The sequence below is a fragment of the Thauera sp. 28 genome (genome assembly GCF_000310145.2).
Classification (GTDB): Bacteria; Pseudomonadota; Gammaproteobacteria; order Burkholderiales; family Rhodocyclaceae; genus Thauera; species Thauera mechernichensis.
Map to the genome: position 1 here is coordinate 1 of NZ_AMXA01000049.1, position 17,071 is coordinate 17,071.

Consider the following 17,071-nt stretch of genomic DNA (forward strand, 5'->3'; position numbering starts at 1 on the left):
CCCGCCGCTTACTGGCGCACCTATCCAAGACACACGGCGTCATCCCTGAAAAATACGAAGTCACGAAGGGCAGGGACGGCAGCGACCGCATCAAAGCCGGTTCGCGCAATCTCAACGTGTCCGACTTTCTCACCCAGGAAATGCGCCTTTCGTTCAGCGAAGCCGCGCCCATCTTGCGCCAGGTCTATGCCGCGCAGCAGGGCCGCGAAGCGGCAGAAGCCCGGCCATCGCCGCGCCGCGAGCTATGGCAAGCCTTCCGCGAAAGCCAGCCTGGCCAGGCCAAGCAGAAGGCCGCCGAATGGGACGCGCAGCGCCTGGCCGAGCGTGAGCGCCGGGCCGCCATCCGTGACGAGTACCAGGCCGAACGCCGCGCCTTGCAGGCCGACCGCAGCAAGCCCGCCACCGTGCGCAAGGCCGCATTGTCCATTGCCCGCATGGAGCGCGTCACGAAGGATATGGCCTTGCGCGAAGCCATCCGCGACGAACGCCAGCAACTCAAAGAGAAGCACGGCCAGCGCTACCAAGAGCGTTACCGCACCTTCCTGGCCGAGCGTGCGAACAAAGGCGATGAAAACGCCCTGGCCGAGCTTCGACGCCAGCGAGACAGCAGCCCGGCACCGGCCGCCGAGGCCAACACGATCGAGGGCAGCAGCAGGCGCAAGCGTGAGAGCGACGAGGCCGCGCAGCTTGCCCGCAATCTCGCCTATTCCATCGACCGGGCCGGGAATGTCACCTACTACGCCGACCAGGCCAAGCGCCGCGCGCTGGTGATCGACGCCGGACAGCATGTGACCGTCACGGCCGACAAGGACACCCAGGCGGTAGAGGCGGGATTGCGCCTGGCTGTTCAGAAATTCGGCCCAGGCTTGAAGATCGAAGGCAGTCAGGAATTCAAGCGGCAGGTGATCGAGGCCGCGCTAAAAACCGGCTTGCGCGTCGAGTTCGACAGCAAGGCCATGAACGACGAATTGCACCGCCGCCGCGCAGAGCGTGACGAGGCGCAAGCCCGCGGCAAAGCCTTCATTGCCAGCGAGCGAGAGAAAGCCGACCAGGCGAAGAAGGCAACCCACGAACCCGCGCGCCAGGCACCGGAGCAAGCCCGCGAGCCGGAGCGCAGCCCACAACCCGAACCCGCGCGCAAGCCACGCGGCTATGACCGATAGGAGGTAGCAACCATGCAAGACAACACCCACCACCAGGCCGCGCCGGGCGACAAGGCAAAACGCGAGTTTTCGCGGGCCGTCGATAGCATCAATGCGGGCATCCTTGCCGCTGGCGGCCCGCGTCCGAAATGGACGCAGGATGAAGCGATAGCCTACGAATGCGCGCTTGAGTGCATCAGCGACTTGCGCGCCATTCTCACCGGCGAGCGACACAACAACCCGACGCCCGAGCGCCTGGCCGCGCTCGATGCCGAGTTTTCCCGCCTTGGTGCCGAGCGCCGCGCGCTGTCTGTCCATGACAATGCCGAGATTGCCCGCATCCGCAGCAGCTACGGCCGCCGCATCCGCTATCACCGCATGGGAGAGGAACAGGCACGCGGGCATCTTGCGGCCTTGGGCCTAGCGTTCGCGGCCGAGGGCGCGCGGCTCGATGGCGACGACTGGCGCGCGCTTGGCATCCTGGCGTTTGAAGTCATCGAATGCGTGAGCGACGAGCGCCCGGCCGAAGCCGAGGCGGGCGCGTGGCTGCACATCACCGAGCATCACAGCAAGCCCGACGCTTCGGGCTTGCTTTTCACCGTGGCAGTGCAGCGGCCCTACTGGATACGCAAGGCCGACTTGCCGCGCCTACAAGAGCTTGAAAGCCGACTGGCGGCAGCGGCCGGGAAGGGGGCAGCATGGACGGCTTGATGATCTTTGCGCCACTGGTGATTGTGCTTGTCACGCACCTGGCGCTGTCTGAAATCTCCCGCACCTTGGCCGATGTAGTCGTGCTCATCATGATCGCCGGGCCGATCATCTACAGCTTGAACGAGCTACGCAAAGCCGGGCGCGGTGCCTTCGCATCCGAGAATATCGGCTGGACGTTGCGCCACCTGGCCAGCATCGCACCTGCTGGCCTGGCCGTGTATTGGTTCAACACCGATCACAAGTTGTTAGGCACTGTTGCCATGCTTGTTTATGGCGTGTTCGCTCAAGGTGCCTGGCTGGCCATGTTCGCCAGCTTGCGCCTTGGCAGCGCAGGCAGCGGGGCAGGGGATGAAGCCGTGCGGCGAGGTTCGCGCGTTGTCGATGCGGGCGAACTGGACGCGCGCACGTCGGGCCGCAAGGGCCGCGACGATGCAGACGTGAGCATTGGCGGCGTGACGATTCCGCGCATGCTGGAAGCGCAACACTTCCTCATCACCGGCACCACGGGCGCGGGTAAAACGCAGGTCATCAATGGCATGTTGCGCAGCGTCCGCGCACGCGGGCAACGGGCCGTGATTGCCGACCCGGCCGGGGGCTTCTATGCCCGCTTCGGCAAGCCTGGCGACGTGCTGTTTAACCCGTTTGACCGCCGTTCCGTCGATTGGTCGCCCTTCGCGGAAATCCGCGCGGATTACGACTGCGAGCGCATCGCAAAGGCCATCATTCCCGACATCGAGGGCGGCGAGTCCGCGCAATGGCAACTGTTCGCGCAAACACTGCTGGCAAAGGCCATGCTGTCCATGCACCGCAGCGGCGAGCGTTCCATGAAGCGCCTGATGTATTGGATGACGAGTGCCGACCAGCGGGAGCTAGAGCCGCTTTTGTCGGGCACGGCCGCCGCCGTCATGTGCCAGCGCGGCAACGACAAGATGCTGAACAACACGCGGGCCACGATGCTGCCTTACCTGTCCGTTTTCGATTACCTGCCCGACGAGGGCAAGTTTTCAATCCGGCAATGGATACAAGACGACTGGCGCGACAACTGGCTGTTCATCACCTACCGCGACGATCAAATGGGCATGCTGCGCAACCTTGTTGCCACGGCCTTGGAAATGGCACTGGTGGAGGGCTTGAGCTTGTCCGAGAACCAGGAGCGCGGCTTGTGGTTCGTCATGGATGAAGTCGATAGCCTGGGCAAAGTGACCAGCCTGCGCGCGGGCCTCACGAAGCTGCGCAAGTATGGCGGCCGGTGCGTCCTTGGCTTGCAGACCGTGGCGCAGCTTCGCACGACCTACGGCCGCGACGAAGCGCAAACGCTCATCGCAAATACATCCGTGAAGTGCATCCTTCGCGCCGGTGATTCCGAAACCGCCAAGAGCATGGAGCATGAACTAGGCGAGCAGGAGATAGAGCGCGGCCAGGTCAATGACTCGTTCAGCATGAGCGACAACGGCCAGACGCAGAGCCAAAGCACAAGCACCCAGGTTGTGCGGCAATCCACTGTCCTGGCGTCCGAAATCATGGGCCTGCCCGACCTGCAAGGCTTCTTGAAGATCCCCGGCGATGAAATTGCCCGCGTCCGGGTTGAGTATGTCGCCATGCCCGACCAGAACCCGCCGTTTCAGTGACCACAGGGCGCGGTTTCGCGCCCGCGAAAACATCAGGAGCAACGACCATGAACCACCATCAAAGGCCCGGCCTGAACAACATCAATGAAGGCATGGCCAGCAGCTTGGACGGCATCACAAGCGGCCTGGCCGCCGTCTTTGGCGACCTTGGAAAAGGGCTGATCGACTTTCTAAACCGGCTGACTGGCGACAAGGAAAAGCAGCCCACCCAGGACGAGAGGCGCGAAGCGTATGCAGACGTGAAGACCTGGCGCGAGCTTGAAGCCGACGACGACAAGCGCCGGGCGCTGGATGATGCGGCCAACACCATCAAAGGCCAGTTCAAGCCCGCAGGGCAGGGCGCAGAGCAGGCCACCGACACCGGCCAGGCCCAGGACACCACCGCCGAGCGTGAGCGCGTGATTCCGGTTCCGCAGTACATCCGCGAGCTTCCCGACTATGAAACGATGCTGGCCCGTCAGCGCGAGATTGCCGCGCAGGAAATGGCCCGCTTCTATCAGGCGCGCGCGGCCGAGGCCCGGCTCGATGCGGCCGACGCGCGCGAAGAACGCGCCGAGGAACGCGGGCGCTTCGAGGCACGACAAGACCCGGCAACGCCAGGCATCGAGAGCAGCGAACCAGACCCCTACGGCCAGGCCGCCCGCGAGCTTGACGCCAAGCCCTTGCAGGCTGGCCAGGAAGCCGAAGGCGAGGTGATCGAGGTCAAACAGGCCGCAGGCCAAACCTATTACGTCATCGAGCAGAACGGCGAACGCCTGGCCGTCCCCGCAGGCGAGAAACCCGAATACCGCACCGGCGACGAAATCACGGCCAGCCGCACGGCCGAGGGCTTCGAGGTAGGCGAGTCCTACGACTATGGCCGCTGACTTGCGGCAGCCACGCGAGAGCGTTCGTACTCTGCTTTCACGATGGGGCAGTATTCATCCAGCACGCGCTGGATGGCCTCGTCATCGTGCAGGCGCAAGCCATACAGTTCGTCGTCGTATCGCGTGAATTCGGCTTCCCATTGCGCGATCTTGGCCGCGTCCGGCGTGGCTTTCTTCGCTTCATCGTGGATGGCTTCGGTTCGCATCGCCATCATGAAGCCGATGGTTTCTTGCGCAATCTCGTAGCGGTTGAGCCGTTCGCGCATCGTGTATTCCTGTTCCATTGCCTTCACCCCTGCGCCCGCGTGGGCGCGTATTTGTAGAACGTGGCCCGGCTGATGCCGAGCGCCTTGCATATCTCGCCCGGCCGCTTCGCCGGGTCAGCGGCCAGGGCTTCCAGGGCCGCCAGTGTTTCCGGCGCGATAGTCGGCCGACCGCCCGAGCGGCCGCGCGCGCGGGCCGCAGCAAGCCCGGCCATCGTTCTTTCCCGCGTGATGTTGCGCTCAAACTCTGCCAGTGCTGCGAAGACGTGAAAGACCAGGCGGCCCGCCGCCGTGGCGGTTTCGATTTTCTCGGTCACGCTTTCAAAGCCGATTCCGGCCTTTTCCAGTTCCCCGACGATGCGCACCAGATCGGGCAGCGAGCGGCCGAGCCGATCAAGCCGCCAGACCACCAGGGCATCACCAGGCCGCGCGAAGGCCAGGGCTTCGGCCAGGCCCGGCCGGTCGGCCTTGGCCCCGCTTTCCTTGTCTTCAAAGATGCGTTCGCAGCCCGCCACGCCGAGCGCGTCACGCTGCAACGCTAGGTTCTGGTCTTCGGTCGATACCCGCGCATAGCCGATCTTCATTCAGTGTCCGTTAAACGTGCTTTGATGGATGTTTGCGGATTCTGTTTTACAGACGACTTTACAGACAGTCAAGCGCGGGCAGCGCCCACGTTTCCGGGCTGTTGCGAAGTTGCCTAAAAAACACTCGTTTTTCAGACAAAAAGGCTTGCGCGCTGGCCGGGTTTGCGTGATACTTGTATCACATCAACCAACGGAGCAAGAGCTATGGCGCTTTCGATTCGACTGCCCGGCGACGTGGAAAAAAGGCTGAAAAGCCTGGCCGCGCGCACCGGGCGCACGAAGTCTTTTTACATCACCGAGGCGATTACCGAGCATCTCGAAGACCTCGAAGATTTGTACCTGGCCGAACAACGCATGATCGACATTCGCGCCGGGCGCACTCAGACCGTGCCGCTTGCAGAAGTGATGAAGCAATATGGCATGGAAGGTTGAGCTTGACCCGGCCGCCATCCGTGAGCTTCGCAAGATCGACCAGCAGCAGGCCCGGCGCATCTTGGCTTTCCTGCATGAGCGCCTGGCGCCGCTGGACGACCCGCGCAGCATTGGCGAAGCCCTCAAGGGTTCGCGCCTTGGCATCTACTGGAAATATCGCGTTGGGGATTACCGCGTCATCAGCAGCATCGAGGACGACGCCTTGCGCATCCTCGTTGTTCGCATCGGCAACCGGCGCGACGTGTACCGCTGAACTCCCACCACTTGAAAGGACGCATTCATGACCACCCAAACCACCCAAACCACCCAGGCCGCGAACATCGAGCGCGGCGAACTCTGGAAGTTTTGCGACACGCTACCGGAGCCGATCAACGCGCGGCCCGTAGTGCTGCCGATACTCGGCCGGGGCTTGTTTCTTGCGCTCGATTGCGACGGCCGCCGCTTGATGCTGACCGAGCAGGGCACGCCCTGGCACTACAGCAGCATTGACGAAATCATCCGCGAGCTTGAGGACGCGCCGAACGTCGATTTGTCCGGCCTGGCCGTCGATCTTTCAACCTACCGGGGGCACTGATGCGAAGCGCAGCCAGAAAAGAAAAAGGCGTGCTGAACGGGCATTCAGCACACCTTAGCCAAGAGCTTTCACGGGTAACAACCGTCGCCCTTTCGGGCACTTTGGCATGTTCCGATGATAACGCATGTCAAGCAAAAAGGCTTGTCAAAAATACAGGGGGCCGACCATGAGCGCGCGCGGTGGCCCTACCCCCATCGGGGATGCCTTGGGCGCGACCCTGGCGCGCGCCAAGCAGAGCATGGATGCCCGGCGCGACCTTATCGAGTCGCAGGCGCTGCCGGGCGAGACTTTCGAGCAAGCCGAGCGCCGTTTTCTTGACGCCGAGCGCGCGCCCGTGGATAGCGCCGAGGACAAAGAGCGGTTGCTGCGCAAACCGTGGTCGTCCGAAATCATGCCGCGTCATCGGCAGTTGATCGAGGACGCCTTAGAGATCGAGCAGGAGGAAGCGCGGGCGGCCGGGGCGTTGGGCTACATGGCCCGCACGCTTGCGCAAGCAACCTTGCCTCACACCGACCCGAAATTGCCTGCTGGCACGCTCTACAGCCGCGACACGGGCCGCCTCACAATGTCCGTTGCGCCGACCAGTCGGCGGCACGGCATCCCCTACGGTTCCATCCCGCGCGTGATACTGGCGTGGATATGTACCGAGGCCGTGAAGACGGGCGAGCGCACGCTGTCGCTCGGGCACTCGCAAAGCGAATTTCTCGAACGCCTGGCAATCCACAACAACGGCCGCGACATTGCCCGTTTCCGCGAGCAAGCCTTGCGCTTGTTCAAGTCGGTTATCTCCGTCGAATACAGCGACGAGCGCGACGGCGACCTGTCGGCCCGCTTGCTCATTTCCGAGGCTTCGCATGTGTTCTGGCATCCGAAGGCCAGCGAACAGCGTGGGTTATGGGAAAGCTCGCTGGAACTGTCCGAGGGCTTCTATCGTGAAATCATGGCCGCGCCGGTGCCAATCGACATGCGCGTGTTTCATGCGCTCACGAAATCCCCTCTTGCGATGGATATTTACACCTGGCTGACCTATCGCATGTTCATCTTGCGCCGTTCCGGCCGGTCTTCCGCGTTCGTGCCCTGGCTCGGTTTGAAAGCGCAGTTCGGCGCGGGCTACCCGGCCACAGACCAGGGCTTGCGCGACTTTAAGAAGCGGTTTCGGCTTCGGCTGAAAGAAGTGCTGTTGTTCTACCCGGCCGCGCAGGGCCACATTCAGGAAACGCCCGTAGGGCTGGCCTTGACGCCGTGCGAGCTGCACATTGCCCACACCAACGGGGCCAAGCTGGCCAAGATCAAGGGCGCATAGTTGCCGGGGCTTTTTCGCTGACGCGAAAACCGGGATGCCCATTCCAGGCGCGCGCTTTTGCGCTTGGTCGCTACGCGACTGGCCGCAAGCGGCCACCTTCCAGGCCACCACTAGCCGCGCTCTTTGGGGGATGCCTTCGGCAACCCCCGGCCGCTAGGGCCATCCCCCGAAAACCGGCCCGGCTTACAGCCCGGCCAGGCCGTGCCGCCTTGTGGATGGTTCAAGTTATCCACGTGTAATCTGTCCCGCGCCGGGAAAGCCCGCCAGCCAAGGGCTTTGCCGAGTTGTCCACGTGTAATCTGTCCCGCGCCTACGTGTAATCTGTCCCGCGCTTGCGTGTAATCTGTCCCGCGCCCGGCTTTTCCACAGCCCGCAACCCCGCGCCACGCCTAGCTTTTCCGGGTTATGCACCGCTCCTACAAGTAGCTTGCTACAAGTAGTCTTTTTCAAATATAAAAAAACAAGTATTGGAGCGCGCGCCTTGTGGAGAAGTCCGCGCCTTGGTGGAAGGGAACCCGCCGCCTCTTGGGGGCTTCACCCCCGCCGGCTCCTACGGCCCTTCGGGCCTTCGCCCGCGCCTTCGGCGCTCCCGCCCGGCATCCCCCAGGGGTTCCGCTTCGCTGCACCCCTCGCGCTTCGCGCTCACCCGCCAATCGTGCCCCCCGGAGGGGGGCGAATGGCCCCCAGGTGGTGCTCCACCACTCTGGCCAGGAACAAGCCGCATTGGTGCACCACGGCCGCGAGGTCTTCAAGAAAGCCATGCAACGGCCGTGCCCTGAACAAGCGCCGAGGCGCGGCAACGCTCTCCCATCCCCCCGCCCCTTCCCGCTGGGAAGGGGAGCGAGTCGCCCTCTGTCGTCAGGGTTGCAGAGCATACGGCCTGCGGCCTTCTTTCCTGCACCCCATGACGGAGCGTGAAGCGTTCCAAGGGCATCAAGGGCCGGGCTTCGCCCTGAAATCCTCACCCGTTCGGTGCTCGCCCTGCGGGCTGCGCTCCGCGTGCGGCTTCCGGTTTCACCCTTGACCCCCTTTCCACTCAAAAACCAGGCACGACAGGACACCCGCCGCGCTCGATGGCGCGGCCACCAGGCCGGGCAGCGTGACAGATGACCTAGAGAGGTTGGCTAGGCGACGGCCTTTCCTTCGTTTGCGGGCACGCTGGCCGGGTTTTCCGGGCCGTGGAGGCGCGTTCAAGCCGCCGCCCTGCCACTACCCTTGCCGACCGCCGTAAATCGTCCCTGCGGGCTTCCTGCGCGTTCTGCTGGCCGGTGGCGTGCTGTCACGGCCAGGCGCTGGCCACACGCGAGGAACCAGCCGACAAAATCATTTATTTGTTTGTTTATTTGTTCGTTTCTTTGTTTGTTGTGTTATAATTGAGGCATCAATTCAGACAGGAGAACCCGCCATGCGTCCCGCCGAATTCACCCCGGAACAGATCATCGAAGCTGGCCAGGAGCTTCAAGCCGCTGGCCGCAACATCACCGGCTTTGCCCTTCGGCAGAAGGTTGGCGGGGGCAACCCTTCTCGCTTGAAACAGGTTTGGGACGAGTTCATCAGCAGCCAGGCCACCGCCGTGGCCGAGCCGGTTGCAGAACTGCCGGTTGAGGTTGCCGAGGAAGTGGCGGCAGTCACCAAGGCGCTTACCGACCGCCTGGCCGCGCTGGCCGTCGAACTGAACGACAAAGCCGTGAAGGCCGCAGAACGCCGCGTAGGCGAAGTTATCCGCACCGCTGGCGAGCAACGCGAGCAGGCCGAGCGCGAACTAGCCGACGCATCGCAGACCGTCGAGGATCTGGAAAGCAAGCTGGACGAAGCCAAGGCCGACGCCGAGGCACTGGAAAAACGCCTGGCCGACGTGCAGGCCGCGCACCAGGCGCAGGCCGTCGAACTGGCCCAGGTGCGCGAACGCCTGGCACTGACCGAGCAGACCGCCAAGGCCCAGGCCGAGGAACAAGCCGCCGCGCTGGCCGAAGCAAAGCGGGCCGCCCAGGAGGCCACAGCCGAGCGCGACCAGGTGCGGGCCGAACTGGCGACCGTGAAGGCCAAGGCCGAAGCTGCCCAGGAGGCCGCCAAGGCCCAGGCCGCCACCATCGAGCAGGCCCACCAGGAACAGCGCAAGGCCGCAGCAGGCGAAGCGCACCGCATGGCCGAACGCCTCAACGCCGCCCAGGCCGAGCGCGACGAAGCCCGCAAGGAGGCCAGCAGCGCCCGCGAGGATGCCGCGAAGCTGCGCGGCCAGGTGGAGACATTGCAGACCCAGGCGGCCGACCTCATGCGCGCCCTGGCGACCCGGCAGCAGCCCGAAGGCGAGGCAGCACCGGCACCGCAGAAGGGCACCGGCAGGGCCACCAGGGCGGCCAAGAAGGCGGAATGAGTGGATGGCGGGTCAAGGGCGCGCAGCGGCCCCGGCTGGCTGGCGCGGCCCGCAGCGAAGCGAGGACACGGGCCAGGCGGGGCGAACCCTTGACGCGACAGGAACGGCAATAGCCTCAGCGACAGGGGGCAGGGACGAAGGGCGAAGCCCGCCACCCCTGCCCCCCGAGCCTCACGGCGGCGAGTGCGGGGAGGCAAGCGAAGCGCGCCAGGGGCAGCGCCCCTTAGTCCCCCAGGCGACCAACGAAGGAAGGGCAGATCATGGGCAATATCATCAAGTTTCCGAAGCGGCCGGACGACGAAGCCGCAGAACTGGACGCCGAGGGCATCCGGGCCGCCATCCGACCGCCCCGCCCTACCCCGGCCGCCGTGCTGGCCTGGCTTTGGCGCTTGCTGCGCCTGCCGCTGTTCCTTGTCCTGTATTGGCTTCGCATGCCCATCGTCGGACTATGCCGCCTTGTGTCCGGCCCTGCCCTGCTTTGCTTCCTGGCCGGGTTCTTTTTCTTCGGCAGCGACTCGCCGCACCGGCATATCGTGTGGGTCTTCGGTGGCGTGAGCTTCACGGCCGCCGCGCTGGCGTGGTTCTATGACTCGCTCTTGCTGGCCCTGGCCCCGGAGGGTGTTTTCATAGGCTTGTGATTTTCGCGGACGCGAAAAAACCGGGCGAACCCGGTTTGAAAGGCGGTTGTCATCGGGCTGCCCGTCAGGGCGTGATTTGAACGCGGGGAATTTCGCTGTTGCTGCCCGCCGCCCGAATAGAGGTATCACGGTCTTTCATTTCGGCAACCTGGCGTTCAGCATCCATCAGCATGGCCATCGCGTTGATTTTGGCCTGTTCATTCTGAATCAAGCCCTGTTCGACAGTGATGCGCGCTTGCAGTTCGGCAATCGCTTTCGGGTCTTGCGTGCCGCTGATCTGCTGCATCATTTCTTCCAAGTTGAGTAGGCGGCGTGTGGCCGAGTTATAGGCTTCCTGGCTCAATGCTTTGTGGTTTGCTACCCGGCTCAATTCCGCAAACCAACTGTCGGCCGTGCTTGAGCTTCCGAAGTCCGAGCCGGTCAGCGAAGACGTAGCGGTTTTGATTTTGTTGATGGCCGTGGCCAGTTCGCCGTATGTCCCCCCTTCCGCGAGCTTGAGCAGCGTTTGCGCGTCTTCCGGCAGCATGCGCCGGGCGGCTTGAAACTCAGGGCTGTTGAGCAATGACGAGAAACCGCGCCCACCCGTCACGGCGTCGATTTGCTGCTGTAGCTGCTGAATCTGGTTTGCCATCTGTTCATACTGTTGCGCCCAGGCGAGGACTTGCTGAACCGCTTGCGCGAGGTTCGCGCCGTCGATCACGGGAATACCGGCCGAAGCCTGGCCGCCGCTGAAAATCCCTGCTGCCAGGGCGAGAATGCGAAGATATTTTTTCATGGTTGTTACCCTTGAAAGTTGATGGTTGAAGTGAAGTTAGGCCGCTCTTGTCCGGCGACTTTGTGACGTGATCTTGCGATAGACCGCGCCCGGTTGCCCGGCCGACCGCGACCCACTAACGCTACCGCCTTCCGTTCCACGCCCGAATCGACCCGCTGCACCACGCAGGCCGCGATAACCGGCCTGCCCTGCGCGTTTGCCCATGCGCAGCGTGCCAGGCGCTGCGTTTCTGATCTTGTTGTAAGCCCACCCCAATGGCGCGGCATTTGCCAGGCCGAGAGCGCCGCCGACCGTGCCAGACAGTTGGGGCATTGTGAGAATCGTGAAGCCGCAGATGACGCCATATATCACCAGGGGAACAAGATGTTTCATGGTGGCTACACCGCCGTTCCCATCGGCTGCTGTTTGCATTACGTCGAATGTCGAGTTCATTAACTTGAACATCAACGTTGCAGCGAGCACAGTAAAAACAATTGTCAGGCCGTTTGTGAAGACAGCGCCTAGCCATCTTTGAAACCCTTCCCGTGTCTGTTCAAACAACAATGCGAGGATGAACAACGGGCCAACGGCGAGCAAGATGGCCAGCATGTATTTAGCCATGACGATGACGACTGTTGAAATTGCGACAACTACGAACGTCACCGCGTAAATAATGAGTCCAACAATCGTGCTGTTCAGGTTCCTGATGCCGCCCTTTTCAAGTGCTTGACTGCCGAGCGCGCTGCCCTTGTCTAGCATTTCGTCAAGTAGTTGCGCAGAGTTTTGCGCCGCCCCGCCTTGCAATGCCCCCGCAAACGCGGATGGCCATTCGTAAAGAAAATTCGAGACATGGGCCGAATAAAGGGCTGGCATTGTCGCAATAGCAAAAACGGAAGCAATTTTGACGACCCGCCAAACCATATCAGTGACAGGCTCTTGAACAAGCCCGCGCATCATCGACCAACCCCACAAGATCACATAGAGGACGAGCATGGATTTGCCGAAGCTAACCAGTGTGCTCGCCGCGCGTGATGAATAGTCCCCGATGTATTGAGCCGTGGCAGTATCGAGGTATTGAAAAGCGTCTTGGAGAACGGTTACAGCCATTGCTCATTCCCCCTTTTTCTTTTCGTCAGGCGTGAGCACCACGCGCGGGATTTCGCTATCGGTGCCCGCTGCTTTCTTGGAAAGTTCCGGCCCGTTTATCTCGCTTTCAGAGCATCCGGCCGTAAGCACCAGGGAGAAGCCCAGGACGGCTAGTCCGATCATCTTTTTCATGGTGATTACTCCCCTTTGTGTTCGATGAATGCGGCTTGCGCCTGGCGCTGCTGCATCCGCTCGAAAGCCAGGTAAGCGGCCATCACGCAAAGGCCGATGCCAGCAAAGACCAGGGGAAGCCCGGCAGTCATAAGAATGTTCAAGCCGAACGCGCCGAAGAATTCGAGCATGTGCCCGCCTTCGGCCGCCGAGCGGCCATAGTCAGAGAGAGAGGCGAGGGGGCCGACGATCAGCGCCCATTGCCCCGCCAAGAGGGCGATCAAAGCAATGCCCGTTACCGCTTGCGCGGCTTGCTTGAGAGTGATCTTTTTCATGCCTTCCCCTTTGCCATTGCGGCAGAACCGACATATTCCAGCGCGATGAGCGCGCGTGACACGAATGAGGTTCCGAGCATTAGAGCCAGGATGCCAAGCCCAGTTTTTGAAATAGCATCAATCAAAGATGCAGATGCAGGCGCGGAAGAAATGAGGTTAGAAAACCAAGCGAACCAGGCGCTGAAAAATGCCAAGAATACGATTGTGGAAAATATCATCCAGGCCGTTGCCCAAACGGCCTTTTTCATAGTTGAGTTCTTCATCTTAAATTCCTATCGGTTGTTACCCGTTGAATGAACGCAGCCTCGTAGAGGCTACCAGAAAAACGCTCGACTCACACTTTATTACGTTTGTCAAGCGCTTTGGCTTGTCATGTGATTTACCCCCTTTCGTTAGAAAAAATAGAGAACTGCGGTTGCAGTGACAGAAGCAGCGACTAGGCCGGACAAGATGCACAGCCCAATCGTTTGCCCCATGCTTTGCCGTTGCCCGGCAAGCTGCTGCACGGAGTTTTTAACCGTGCGTTCTACTTCGCCCAGGGCGGCGCGGATGGCATCGCTTGAATCTCGCTCAAACCGGGCCTTGGCTTCTTGTGCATCGCGTTCCATTTGCTTTTTCACAATGTCGGCTTGCGCGTTTGTGTAAGTCTCAAGCTGGCCCCGGTAAGCGTCGCCGGCTTTCGAAAGAAGGCCGATTAGGCCCGTAATCTTTGTTTCGACTTCCTCGATTTGACCGGGCAGAACGCCTTTAAGAGATTCAACGGAATCATGCAGGCGGCCAATATCGCCTAGCATTTCAGCTATGAGCGCATCGCGTGTCGTCGGTTCTGCCGCCATGATGCTGCCCCTTTCTTATTTGAAAAGCGTCTTGAAAACGCCGTCCAATTCTTCGGTGACGCCAGCGGCCAGGCGCTTGATTCCGACCATTTGCGCGAAGTGCAATTTTTCGTCTGAATCCTTCGCCGTCTTGATCTTTTCTTTGTAATCGGTCGGGTCGTTCAGAATGTCTTTAATGCCTTGTTCCGCGCCCTTGATCTTGCCGTAAATATCATTGACGTGAATCACGGCATCCGGGCGAAGCGTGAAGCTCTTTGATGCAGCGTGATATTCAAACAGTCCGGCAAATACCCGCTCCGGCACATCGTCAATTTCAACCATGTTGAACACAAGACGGATTTTCTTTGCCGGGACGCCAATATCTGACAGCGCATCAATAGTGCTGATGGTGTCGCGCATTTGCTTATTCTTCGGAACGGTCGGAATTACGAAATAATCGAAATCCTCATGACTGCCCTTGTATTGCTTCATGAGGTTTACAAAATCTTCGACGTTCGACGCGCCCACATCCACCACGGCATCATCAAGCAGCATCAAGGCTTCTTGCAATTCGCCGAATTGTTTGCCCTTGATCGCTTCATCTTGCGTGCCGTCCGAGTTGATCGACTCGACCGGAATAACAGATGCGCTATTCATGCGCGGGGCCAAAAGATGGCGGGCGACAGTGGATTTACCGACATTGCCCGAAAAATTGATAACGGCGATTTTCATTTGCTTTTCTCCTGATTAAGAAAACGGGTTGCGAGGGCGTTTTTAGGCTTGGCTTCTTCGCCAAGGAATTTGTCAGCGAGCCTTTCCCGGCGCTGTTTTTTGTCCAGTCCCGCCAGGTCATCGACAGGGCTAGACGTATCCGCTTCGGATGAAGTCGGGGGGGCTGCTGGCGTTGGCGGCAAAGCACTGGCCGGGGGGGGCGTGCTGGTGCCTGGCATCGAGGCCGGGGAGGGGGCCTCCCGGCTCTTGATGAACTTTCTGACCGCTTCCGGCGACACCTTCAAGCCGTTTGCTTCCAGCCACTCAGCGACTTGCCAGTTTGCATAGCCCTTCGCCTTCAGCTCGAAGATTTGCGCCTGGAAGGGTTCGAGGCGCGAGCGTTTCGCGCGCGGCTGCTGCCGCTTCTCAAACTCTTCTATGTCCATTCTGATCTGTCCATTTCTGGCCTTTCTGTTGAACCGTGAGCATCTTAGCTGCTATGTCACATGGTGACAACCAAAAACAACCTAATGGCAAGCATCATACACCACAAAACAACCAAAAGCAACTAAGCTGCATAGAAAAACAACCATCACGCAAACCATAAACAACCATAGAACAACTAAAAGCTACCACTAGCGCCTATTGTGTGGCACAATATAGGCACGTCGGATATGTTTACATCCCGCTACGCGGCATGTACCCATATCCTGTGCCAAAGGGTGCCCCTTTGAAACCCGAACCCCCGGCGCTGACGCGCCGACCAGCGGCCACCAGGCCGCGCCACCTACGGAGGCCAGCGCATGAGCAGCAAGAGCAAGGACGACGCCGAGAAGCTGACCCGGCCGGTTAGCTTTCGACTGACCGCCGCTGACCATGCCGCCTATCTGGCGAAGGTCGAGGCGTCAGGTTTGAAGCCGTCCGAGTTCTTCCGTGATGCCGTCTTGACGAACCGAACGCAGATCATCGCCAGGGCGAAGGCCAGCCCGGAGCGCGGGCGCATGCTGTACCTGTTCAACAAAGCCAGCAACAACATCAACCAGCTTGCCCACCGGGCGAACGCCGACCACCTGGCCGGGGTCATTTCCGAAGTCACCTATACCCGCATCCTGGCCGAGCTTCACGGCCTGGCGCACTACATGAAAGCGGCGCTTAAAGATGCTGATTAGGATTACAGGCGGCACCGAAGGAATAGCCGAATATCTACAGAGCGGCCAGAAATCAGACCGTGAATTTACCCGTGATGAATTAGACGAGCGGGTGATTCTTGATGGTGATTTGGAGCTAACGGATACCGTCATCAAAGCCATGGACAAAGAAGGCGAGCGATATTTGCATATCACGCTGGCTTTCAAAGAAGATGCGCTAGACCCCGAAACAATGCGCGGAGTAGTGGCCGACTTCAAGCAATTTTCCATGAGCGCCTACGATGCCGACGAATTCAATTTTTATGCCGAAGCGCATTTGCCGAAACTAAAGAGCTACACGAATCGGCAAACCGGGGAACTGGTGGAGCGCAAGCCGCATATTCATATCGTCATTCCCGAGCAGAATTTATTAAGCGGCCAGAATCTGAACCCATTTGGCAGGGTGGAGCAGCAAACTAAATTCCTTGAAGCCTTCCAAGAGCACGCGAATGCAAAATATGGGTTTGCCAGTCCAAAGGATAACCGGCGAACGGAATTTACTAGCGAAAGCGAGATTATCAGCCGCTACAAGGGCGATCTATTCCAGGGCACCGCAAAGGGATTGAAAGAGCGCATCTTGTCGGATGTTCTCGACCGGAAAATATCCGATTACGAAGAATTCAAAGACCTGTTGAAAGAATACGGGGGCACGCGCAGCCGCAACGCGGGCAAGCCTGGCGAGTATCAGAACGTGAAGCCCGCAGACCAGGCCAAGGGCATCAACCTGAAAGACTATGTTTTCAGCCGGGAATTCATCGAGAAGCCCGACGCTGAAAAGCGCCGCCACCTGGCCGACCAGGGCCGCAGGCAATACGAGAGCCAGCAGGCCACCCGGCGAAGCGCGCCGGAATTGGCCGCAACGCTCAAGGAGTGGCACGAAGTCCGCGCCCAGGAACTGAAATACATCAACAGCGGAAACCGCAAGCTGTATGCCGCCTATCGCAGCGCAGAGCGCGACGACAAGCGCGCGATGCTGGCCGAGCGGGCCGCCGCCTTCTACACCCGCCACCGCAAGGAAACCGACCATGAACGAACCGGAGATTTTCGCGGGCGCGAAAACGCCCCAGGCCGAGGAACCGACAGCCGCAGAACTGTTGCCCATATTGCTGACAATCTCAGAGCAGCAGGCCGCAATATCGAATCAACTGGCCGAGCTTCTGGAGGCGCTGAACAAGCCCGCCGAAACCTCGCTGATCGACGAGCTAGCCGCGCTGTTGCAGCCCTTGGCCGACGACTTGGCCACGATCAAAGCGAAGATCGACAAGTAAGCCGGGCGGTGCCGCAGCCGCGCGACCGGCGAGCCGCCGACAGCGTGACCGGCCAGCTACTGGCCGAGGCGCGCGAGCGCAAGACCGAAGGGAAGGCCGCCCACCTGGCCGAGTTCGCGCAGATCAAGCGCGAGCTTGACGCCCGCCGCTTACTGGCGCACCTATCCAAGACACACGGCGTCATCCCTGAAAAATACGAAGTCACGAAGGGCAGGGACGGCAGCGACCG

The 17,071-nt window shown here is 60.9% G+C and carries 22 protein-coding genes; 12 read left to right on the forward strand and 10 right to left on the reverse strand.

Annotated elements, in window-relative coordinates; all coding sequences use genetic code 11:
* The 4 genes from C662_RS18680 to C662_RS18695 form a co-directional block, all read left to right on the forward strand.
* On the forward strand, positions 1 to 1,163 hold a 1,163-nt coding region (locus C662_RS18680; protein ID WP_002933243.1), incomplete at its 5' end, for an LPD7 domain-containing protein.
* A gap of 12 nt (positions 1,164 to 1,175) precedes the next feature.
* Complete coding sequence (locus tag C662_RS18685; protein WP_002933244.1) at positions 1,176 to 1,853, forward strand: hypothetical protein; 678 nt, start codon at positions 1,176 to 1,178, stop codon at positions 1,851 to 1,853.
* Positions 1,841 to 3,481, forward strand: coding sequence for a type IV secretion system DNA-binding domain-containing protein (locus tag C662_RS18690; RefSeq protein ID WP_002933245.1), 1,641 nt, complete (start codon positions 1,841 to 1,843; stop codon positions 3,479 to 3,481). Before C662_RS18685 ends, C662_RS18690 begins: the two co-directional genes overlap by 13 nt.
* A 47-nt stretch (positions 3,482 to 3,528) precedes the next feature.
* A complete protein-coding gene (locus C662_RS18695; protein WP_002933246.1) occupies positions 3,529 to 4,347 on the forward strand; it encodes a hypothetical protein in 819 nt (272 codons plus the stop codon).
* Here C662_RS18695 and C662_RS18700 read toward each other — a convergent pair.
* Positions 4,335 to 4,631: a hypothetical protein gene (locus C662_RS18700; protein ID WP_002933247.1), complete on the reverse strand. Its 297-nt coding sequence runs from the start codon at positions 4,629 to 4,631 to the stop codon at positions 4,335 to 4,337. The genes C662_RS18695 and C662_RS18700 overlap by 13 nt on opposite strands.
* Before the next feature lie 5 nt (positions 4,632 to 4,636).
* Positions 4,637 to 5,194 carry a recombinase family protein gene (locus C662_RS18705; RefSeq protein WP_002933248.1) on the reverse strand — a complete coding sequence of 186 codons (558 nt, stop codon included), beginning with the start codon at positions 5,192 to 5,194 and terminating at the stop codon, positions 4,637 to 4,639.
* A 204-nt stretch (positions 5,195 to 5,398) separates the two neighbouring features.
* Here C662_RS18705 and relB point away from each other — a divergent pair, with 204 nt between their 5' ends.
* The 6 genes from relB to C662_RS18735 all read left to right on the forward strand — a co-directional run bounded on the left by relB (position 5,399) and on the right by C662_RS18735 (position 10,515).
* Entirely contained in the window at positions 5,399 to 5,626 is a 228-nt protein-coding gene (gene relB, locus C662_RS18710; protein ID WP_002933251.1) for a type II toxin-antitoxin system RelB family antitoxin, read from the forward strand.
* The gene (locus C662_RS18715; RefSeq protein ID WP_002933254.1) at positions 5,610 to 5,879 is read left to right on the forward strand and encodes a type II toxin-antitoxin system RelE family toxin; all 270 of its coding nucleotides are present in this window, start codon (positions 5,610 to 5,612) and stop codon (positions 5,877 to 5,879) included. Before relB ends, C662_RS18715 begins: the two co-directional genes overlap by 17 nt.
* 27 nt (positions 5,880 to 5,906) lie before the next feature.
* Positions 5,907 to 6,200 (forward strand): hypothetical protein, encoded by a 294-nt coding sequence (locus C662_RS18720; RefSeq protein WP_002933256.1) that lies wholly within the window; start codon positions 5,907 to 5,909, stop codon positions 6,198 to 6,200.
* Between the two features lie 124 nt (positions 6,201 to 6,324).
* Positions 6,325 to 7,503 carry a replication protein RepA gene (locus C662_RS18725; protein ID WP_157354598.1) on the forward strand — a complete coding sequence of 393 codons (1,179 nt, stop codon included), beginning with the start codon at positions 6,325 to 6,327 and terminating at the stop codon, positions 7,501 to 7,503.
* Between the two features lie 1,405 nt (positions 7,504 to 8,908).
* Positions 8,909 to 9,877: a DNA-binding protein gene (locus C662_RS18730; protein ID WP_002933261.1), complete on the forward strand. Its 969-nt coding sequence runs from the start codon at positions 8,909 to 8,911 to the stop codon at positions 9,875 to 9,877.
* Positions 9,878 to 10,137: 260 nt separating this feature from the next.
* Positions 10,138 to 10,515, forward strand: coding sequence for a hypothetical protein (locus C662_RS18735; protein WP_002933271.1), 378 nt, complete (start codon positions 10,138 to 10,140; stop codon positions 10,513 to 10,515).
* 64 nt (positions 10,516 to 10,579) lie between these two features.
* Here C662_RS18735 and virB5 read toward each other — a convergent pair whose 3' ends face one another.
* The 8 genes from virB5 to C662_RS18765 form a co-directional block, all read right to left on the reverse strand.
* Positions 10,580 to 11,290, reverse strand: a complete 711-nt coding sequence (gene virB5 / locus C662_RS18740; protein ID WP_002933274.1) for a P-type DNA transfer protein VirB5 — start codon at positions 11,288 to 11,290, stop codon at positions 10,580 to 10,582.
* Between the two features lie 36 nt (positions 11,291 to 11,326).
* Entirely contained in the window at positions 11,327 to 12,376 is a 1,050-nt protein-coding gene (locus C662_RS18745) for a type IV secretion system protein (RefSeq protein ID WP_002933275.1), read from the reverse strand.
* A gap of 3 nt (positions 12,377 to 12,379) precedes the next feature.
* Positions 12,380 to 12,547, reverse strand: a complete 168-nt coding sequence (locus C662_RS20380) for a hypothetical protein (RefSeq protein WP_157354600.1) — start codon at positions 12,545 to 12,547, stop codon at positions 12,380 to 12,382.
* A gap of 5 nt (positions 12,548 to 12,552) precedes the next feature.
* Positions 12,553 to 12,861 carry a hypothetical protein gene (locus C662_RS18750; protein ID WP_002933276.1) on the reverse strand — a complete coding sequence of 103 codons (309 nt, stop codon included), beginning with the start codon at positions 12,859 to 12,861 and terminating at the stop codon, positions 12,553 to 12,555.
* Positions 12,858 to 13,124: a hypothetical protein gene (locus C662_RS20385; RefSeq protein WP_157354602.1), complete on the reverse strand. Its 267-nt coding sequence runs from the start codon at positions 13,122 to 13,124 to the stop codon at positions 12,858 to 12,860. Before C662_RS20385 ends, C662_RS18750 begins: the two co-directional genes overlap by 4 nt.
* A 129-nt stretch (positions 13,125 to 13,253) precedes the next feature.
* A complete protein-coding gene (locus C662_RS18755) occupies positions 13,254 to 13,697 on the reverse strand; it encodes a hypothetical protein (RefSeq protein ID WP_002933278.1) in 444 nt (147 codons plus the stop codon).
* 15 nt (positions 13,698 to 13,712) lie between these two features.
* Entirely contained in the window at positions 13,713 to 14,408 is a 696-nt protein-coding gene (gene stbB / locus C662_RS18760; RefSeq protein WP_002933279.1) for a StbB family protein, read from the reverse strand.
* Positions 14,405 to 14,833 carry a hypothetical protein gene (locus C662_RS18765; RefSeq protein WP_002933280.1) on the reverse strand — a complete coding sequence of 143 codons (429 nt, stop codon included), beginning with the start codon at positions 14,831 to 14,833 and terminating at the stop codon, positions 14,405 to 14,407. The genes stbB and C662_RS18765 overlap by 4 nt, the downstream gene beginning before the upstream one ends.
* A 357-nt stretch (positions 14,834 to 15,190) precedes the next feature.
* Here C662_RS18765 and C662_RS18770 point away from each other — a divergent pair, with 357 nt between their 5' ends.
* Together C662_RS18770 and C662_RS20390 are read left to right on the forward strand one after the other, a co-directional pair.
* Positions 15,191 to 15,556 (forward strand): plasmid mobilization protein, encoded by a 366-nt coding sequence (locus C662_RS18770; RefSeq protein ID WP_002933281.1) that lies wholly within the window; start codon positions 15,191 to 15,193, stop codon positions 15,554 to 15,556.
* On the forward strand, positions 15,546 to 17,071 hold a 1,526-nt coding region (locus tag C662_RS20390), incomplete at its 3' end, for a relaxase/mobilization nuclease domain-containing protein (protein WP_157354604.1). The genes C662_RS18770 and C662_RS20390, both read left to right, overlap by 11 nt.

What these genes read in the sequence shown, in the direction of transcription:
- C662_RS18720 (WP_002933256.1), top strand. Translation starts at nt 5,907, where the DNA reads ATGACCACCCAAACCACCCAAACCACCCAGGCCGCGAACATCGAGCGC.
- C662_RS20385 (WP_157354602.1), bottom strand. Translation starts at nt 13,124, where the DNA reads ATGAAGAACTCAACTATGAAAAAGGCCGTTTGGGCAACGGCCTGGATG.
- C662_RS18700 (WP_002933247.1), bottom strand. Translation starts at nt 4,631, where the DNA reads ATGGAACAGGAATACACGATGCGCGAACGGCTCAACCGCTACGAGATT.
- C662_RS18735 (WP_002933271.1), top strand. Translation starts at nt 10,138, where the DNA reads ATGGGCAATATCATCAAGTTTCCGAAGCGGCCGGACGACGAAGCCGCA.
- C662_RS18745 (WP_002933275.1), bottom strand. Translation starts at nt 12,376, where the DNA reads ATGGCTGTAACCGTTCTCCAAGACGCTTTTCAATACCTCGATACTGCC.
- C662_RS18770 (WP_002933281.1), top strand. Translation starts at nt 15,191, where the DNA reads ATGAGCAGCAAGAGCAAGGACGACGCCGAGAAGCTGACCCGGCCGGTT.
- C662_RS20380 (WP_157354600.1), bottom strand. Translation starts at nt 12,547, where the DNA reads ATGAAAAAGATGATCGGACTAGCCGTCCTGGGCTTCTCCCTGGTGCTT.
- C662_RS18750 (WP_002933276.1), bottom strand. Translation starts at nt 12,861, where the DNA reads ATGAAAAAGATCACTCTCAAGCAAGCCGCGCAAGCGGTAACGGGCATT.
- C662_RS18695 (WP_002933246.1), top strand. Translation starts at nt 3,529, where the DNA reads ATGAACCACCATCAAAGGCCCGGCCTGAACAACATCAATGAAGGCATG.
- C662_RS18690 (WP_002933245.1), top strand. Translation starts at nt 1,841, where the DNA reads ATGGACGGCTTGATGATCTTTGCGCCACTGGTGATTGTGCTTGTCACG.
- C662_RS18715 (WP_002933254.1), top strand. Translation starts at nt 5,610, where the DNA reads ATGGCATGGAAGGTTGAGCTTGACCCGGCCGCCATCCGTGAGCTTCGC.
- stbB (WP_002933279.1), bottom strand. Translation starts at nt 14,408, where the DNA reads ATGAAAATCGCCGTTATCAATTTTTCGGGCAATGTCGGTAAATCCACT.
- C662_RS18730 (WP_002933261.1), top strand. Translation starts at nt 8,909, where the DNA reads ATGCGTCCCGCCGAATTCACCCCGGAACAGATCATCGAAGCTGGCCAG.
- C662_RS18755 (WP_002933278.1), bottom strand. Translation starts at nt 13,697, where the DNA reads ATGGCGGCAGAACCGACGACACGCGATGCGCTCATAGCTGAAATGCTA.
- C662_RS18685 (WP_002933244.1), top strand. Translation starts at nt 1,176, where the DNA reads ATGCAAGACAACACCCACCACCAGGCCGCGCCGGGCGACAAGGCAAAA.
- relB (WP_002933251.1), top strand. Translation starts at nt 5,399, where the DNA reads ATGGCGCTTTCGATTCGACTGCCCGGCGACGTGGAAAAAAGGCTGAAA.
- C662_RS18705 (WP_002933248.1), bottom strand. Translation starts at nt 5,194, where the DNA reads ATGAAGATCGGCTATGCGCGGGTATCGACCGAAGACCAGAACCTAGCG.
- virB5 (WP_002933274.1), bottom strand. Translation starts at nt 11,290, where the DNA reads ATGAAAAAATATCTTCGCATTCTCGCCCTGGCAGCAGGGATTTTCAGC.
- C662_RS18765 (WP_002933280.1), bottom strand. Translation starts at nt 14,833, where the DNA reads ATGGACATAGAAGAGTTTGAGAAGCGGCAGCAGCCGCGCGCGAAACGC.
- C662_RS18725 (WP_157354598.1), top strand. Translation starts at nt 6,325, where the DNA reads ATGTCAAGCAAAAAGGCTTGTCAAAAATACAGGGGGCCGACCATGAGC.